This window comes from Pseudoalteromonas rubra, from assembly GCF_004212645.1.
GTDB lineage: Bacteria > Pseudomonadota > Gammaproteobacteria > Enterobacterales > Alteromonadaceae > Pseudoalteromonas > Pseudoalteromonas rubra_G.
On sequence record NZ_PPUZ01000136.1, the window covers coordinates 1 to 1,626 of the forward strand.

The window sequence follows — 1,626 nt, forward strand, 5'->3', positions numbered from 1 at the left end:
CGATTCTCTGGTACGACAAACTCTGCGTCTTGTGTGTCGCGCTCAGCCAGCTGTTCTGCAAGTTCCTTTAATACAGGAAATGCAAAAACCTCTTTTGCACTGATGCAAAGGCTATATTCAGAGGCAAGAGACACCATTTTCATCACTGATAATGAGTGCCCCCCTAACTCAAAAAAGTTGTCATATACACACAGGTTTTCTTTTTGAATATCAAGTGTTTTAGACCATAACTCAGCCAACTGACATTCTAATTGGGTGACTGGGGCTACAGACTTCTTGTCCTTCGTCACTTCAGCTTTTGGTAATTTCTTAAGATCAATTTTACCATTAGCCGTTAACGGCCAACTTGATACAAGGATTAATGTTGATGGGATCAAGTGCTTAGGCAACTGCTGTGATAGCTCATATTTGACAGACACTAAGGTATCTGTTTTTTCCGCATCGTTTTCCAGTTCTACATATCCGACCAGGTAATTTCTGTTATTTGCTTCCTCTGCCGGAATAACTAAGGCACGCCTTACATCAGGATGCTGCTCAAGATGGAATTGAATTTCTGTCGGCTCAACTCGATATCCTCTGACTTTAAGCTGTTGGTCAACCCGGCCATGGAATTGCAAATTGCCATCATCCTGATAGCTAACAAGATCCCCCGTGCGATATAAGTAAGCAGGCCCGTGCGATTGGTTTATATCGTAATATGGATTGGGCACAAAACATGAGGCTGTGAGTTGTGGCCTGTTAAAATAACCTCGAGCTAACCCATCCCCGCCGACTAGCAATTCACCCACCACACCGACAGGTAATAAACTACCTGTTTGAGAAAGCACTAAACTGAAATCGCCTTTCAGACCTCGCCCGATTGCCAGGCTTTGATCTGCATTGATTTGCTCAGGCAGTTTATACAAGGTGGTAATCACTGTATTCTCGGTTGGACCGTAAGCATTATAAAGTTGTACATGTGGTAAGTTTTTCTGACATCGAATCACAGCCGCAGGATTTAATTTATCACCACCAACAAACACACGGCGTAGGCCAGCTAAACCGGAGCAAGTTTCGCTCCAAATATCAAATAGTCCTGACACGATTAAAGCGGTATTGACTTCATAGCGCTGAATGACCTCATTGAGGGTCTCTAATGTTAAATCGGTACTGGGGTACAAAATACTCACACCACCATTGATCAACGGTGACCATAATTCGAAGACCGCTGCATCAAAAGCGATGCTAGCACAATGCAAAAAGCGCGTAGCGCTGCTCATTTGCAGCTCACCTGGTTGTTTGACCAAACGCACCACCCCTTTGTGCTCTATCATTACCCCTTTGGGCTGACCTGTAGAGCCTGAGGTATAAATAATATACGCCAGTGCGTCACTGGGTGGCTTGTCATCCAAACGGGTCATATCCAGGCTCGCTATCCGACGTGACGTTGTCTCATCATCCAGCACAATACGGGTCACATCCAGATCAGCAAACAATCCGGCCAGCCCCGACTGCGTGATAACCTGCGACATGCCCGTATCGGCCATCATATAATCGCGCCGACTTGCTGGGTAAGTGGGGTCCAGCGGCACATAAGCACAGCCTGCTTTCAAAATACCCAACATGCCGACCAGCATGTCTATATGA

Annotated in this window: 1 protein-coding gene; it reads right to left on the reverse strand. The window is 45.8% G+C overall.

The window, feature by feature from the left end; genetic code table 11:
- On the reverse strand, positions 1-1,616 hold a 1,616-nt coding region (locus C3B51_RS22825), incomplete at its 3' end, for a non-ribosomal peptide synthetase (RefSeq protein ID WP_346427738.1).
- Between the last annotated feature and the right edge of the window lie 10 nt (positions 1,617-1,626).